The organism is Nostoc sp. CALU 546, assembly GCF_048836525.1.
Genome location: NZ_JAWJTF010000253.1, coordinates 1 through 3097, shown reverse-complemented (window position 1 = coordinate 3097; position 3097 = coordinate 1). Strand labels below are relative to the sequence as shown.

Below are 3097 nucleotides of genomic sequence, written 5' to 3'. Positions count from 1 at the left end.
CAAACTACCTTCGTGGTAAGCCACAACATTTAAGCCACCGATCGCAGATAGGGCAATATGACCACGATTACTCAAGTAAACTAAAGATTCAGAGTCATTGCGGGATGCGGCTTGGAGAATCATCTGCCATTCTTGGAGGGCTTTGGATTCACGAGTACCCAAGATTAATTCCACGATTTCTTTGGGCGATGGTAGTTGTCGGCGTACAGGGAACTCAACCATTGACCTTTGTGCGGCCTGGATGAACTCTTCAGTTGTCAGGTTTTCACTCAAATGCTCATAGTAGATTTTGGCAACAGGTGCGGTTACTTTATAGCCAAAATGCACCGCAATTTCTTCAAAGCGTTCAAGAAAAAGGCTTTGTTCGATCATGATCATCCTTCTGTTTTAAATAGATTCTGTAAAACCAGCCGATTATTAAGTGCTAAATCCTGCTTGTTCCCATTTCTCCCCCCACTACTAACCTTCGCCGCAAGCATGGTTTCCAACACACTCGGATCGTCTTGCACCTGCTGGAATGTCTCTATCCAACTCAGGAATACACCCCACTCTTCAGGACTGCGTTCTCTCTTGATGACGGTAGCCCGGACATAACTAATATCAGGGTGTCGATTGAACGCATACCACTGCAAAAACTGTAAAAACTCCGGCTTAATGTCATTCGGGCTTGCATCCAGAACCCGCCCAGAGTCCCGGTAAACACTCGCCAAGTCCCCCAACCTATATTCTGCCAGTTTCAGTAGTTCTGAGCGCGGCAGAGTGTTCCCTGAGCGCACTTTGTCTTCATACTCCTGCACCCAATCTGGCGTTTTTTCAATTTTCTTATTTTCGCCGCCGCCGCCCGGAATATAACTCTCCATGAAAATACAATCCTGGCCTTGAGAATTCAAATTTTGATAGCCTAGCGCTAGCAAGTCTTGTGTACGACACGCTACGCGAACGAGCGTCTCCTTGGGTTCTTGCTGAGTATCTTGTAATACTTCTACCTCTACTTTTTTTACCAATCCCTGGTCAACCTCTTTATTTTTTTCTTCTTGGGAAAAATTTAAAGGTTGGGTTTCAATGTGTGTGTTTTCCGCGCCGGAATGAGTACTCACATGAGAAATATCTGAAGTAGTCTTTGCAGTACTCTTTGAGGGGGCTGGAGCGCCTGCTGTGAATGGGCTTGAGGGGGGTGCGGATCTCCCATTGGGGGATGCAAGTATCTCCGGTTCAGGGATGCTTGTTTCTCCGTATGGGCTATCCTTGTATCTCTGGTTGGGAGATGCCTGTTTCTCCTGTTGGGAGAAACTGAATTTACCAAGGGTTCCAGCCAGCTTAGATAGGTTTTGGCGCAAAGAGTCGATCATGTTCAAAGGGGAAATTTCTAGCTCTCGGCACTTCTTAAAAAACTCATTTGTTACAATGTGGCAACTCCGTACAGTCTCTCTAAACTTCTCCACTTGGCGTTGGATTTCTTCATTTTGAAGACCCCGGCTTAAAAGCACACCATACATTCCGATTAGGGTTTGGAACTGCTTTTTGATTCGGGATGCAATCATCCAAGTCTCCCAAATGGCGTTTAAGGCTTTCTCTACTAGCCGATACTCCAACCTGGCTGGGATGCCTCTAAGACGCTCCTCGATGTAACCACGCTCGACCAGCAAGGTTCTAGCGGTTTGTTGTTGCTTTTCTGTTAGGAGAGTCTCGAAAAACCATTCTTCTTGTGTTTTATAAATCCAGCCATCTCTGTTATGTTGCTTGCCCGTCCAATAGGTAAGCTGACATATAAAGATCGCCGCCTCATGGGAACCTACTATTGGTACTAAATCAGGATAGAAAGCTATGGGAGAGCCGATTTCTTGGAGTATTTCTATTATTTTCATTTTTTCTCCTATTGACTGTGATGCTTGCCAGAGGAGGATGCCGAGCGCTATATTTAGTTTCTAAAAAACCCGCGTTCCTGGAGACAGAAGGTAAATTTTTCAACAGTAGCTCTATCTCTATGCCGGGAACCAAGGGTAAGATAAAGCTAATTAAGTTTTTTGTTCAAAATAGTAATACTATTTTGATTTTTTGGGCGGGTAGTTGTTGAACCTCTATGGGGCTTTACATCCTCCGTCTTTTTTTTGCGTAAAAGAGATTAAGCTTTTATCTGCCTCGTGATAGCTTGCTCAACTGCTGGGTCATCCAGGCAACGTGACAAATATTCAATTAAGTCACTTTTGGAGAGTTGCAGTTGTCTTGCTTTGTCTCGAAGCAGATCGTGGCCAGAGGGCGTTATCAATGAGGAAAGCTGCATTTTTGCTTCTCCCCAATGCAATCGCCTCCTCCTAATTGAACTAGGGGTTTCTTCTAACGGATATGTTTTTTGTTGTTCCATAGTTTTTTTGTACTACCTAAAGATAATAATTCAATTTTGGGTAGTTTGCCGATGTAAAAATCAAAAACATCGCAGCATCATTTCCGGTAAAAGTATTAATTTAACCTCAACCAATTGATTAAATTCAACTTATCGATATCTCAATAAGTTGATTATTCGTTGCTATTAAAGGAAACAACGGTTGTCAAAATTTACGATTTTGTGCATCCGATCTGTCTCACAAAATTGATATATTTGCCCTCGTCCCCGTGAAAAAAAGATAACAATTTGTAAAGTTTAGATCGTTAGTTGGTAGCTGACGTGTTTCAATTACAACCTTATCGGAGTAAGTACTTCAAGATGCGGTCAAAGTTTTGCTGACTGATTTTTAGTGTTTGCTGATGCCCTCTTGCAATGTCAACCAGTTGTGTGACCGTCCTCTCTCTAGCTCTGCTCTCTTTACTGCCCTAGCCATCGCACTTGATTAGAGAGAGTAGCAGTAACCATTTTTTTACTTATGAGAATATTGCTTATGAGAACCACAGTTCCAATAACTAACAGTGACTACAGCAAAGCTTGATGCGATCAATTTGACTTGCACCAGAGTTCACAACGCCGATTTGTGTTTTCGGAGTGAAATGAGCATCCATTCCGAAACTTACGCTAAAGAGTTGATGACCTGTCTTCAACATCCTTCCTACGTGTTCTTAAACATTTCTGAGTGAGAAATAAGCCTAAACCCTTACGAAATAAGGG

4 protein-coding genes are annotated in these 3097 nt (G+C 43.0%); 1 reads left to right on the top strand and 3 read right to left on the bottom strand.

Going from position 1 to position 3097, the window contains the following annotated elements; all coding sequences use genetic code 11:
• The 3 genes from RRG12_RS42320 to RRG12_RS42310 form a co-directional block, all read right to left on the bottom strand.
• Window positions 1–372: hypothetical protein (locus RRG12_RS42320; protein WP_420763235.1), on the bottom strand; the 372-nt coding region annotated here is incomplete at its 3' end.
• Window positions 373–374: 2 nt separating this feature from the next.
• Window positions 375–1865 (bottom strand): hypothetical protein, encoded by a 1491-nt coding sequence (locus tag RRG12_RS42315; protein WP_420761564.1) that lies wholly within the window; start codon window positions 1863–1865, stop codon window positions 375–377.
• 257 nt (window positions 1866–2122) lie between these two features.
• Entirely contained in the window at window positions 2123–2362 is a 240-nt protein-coding gene (locus tag RRG12_RS42310; protein WP_420761563.1) for a hypothetical protein, read from the bottom strand.
• Window positions 2363–2901: 539 nt separating this feature from the next.
• On the opposite strand from RRG12_RS42310, the gene RRG12_RS42305 reads away from it, so the two are divergent.
• Window positions 2902–3066, top strand: a complete 165-nt coding sequence (locus RRG12_RS42305; protein ID WP_420761562.1) for a hypothetical protein — start codon at window positions 2902–2904, stop codon at window positions 3064–3066.
• Window positions 3067–3097: the final 31 nt, after the last annotated feature.

Bases quoted from the DNA above. Each gene is read 5' to 3' on its own strand.
- RRG12_RS42315 (WP_420761564.1), bottom strand. From the start codon at position 1,865: ATGAAAATAATAGAAATACTCCAAGAAATCGGCTCTCCCATAGCTTTC.
- RRG12_RS42310 (WP_420761563.1), bottom strand. From the start codon at position 2,362: ATGGAACAACAAAAAACATATCCGTTAGAAGAAACCCCTAGTTCAATT.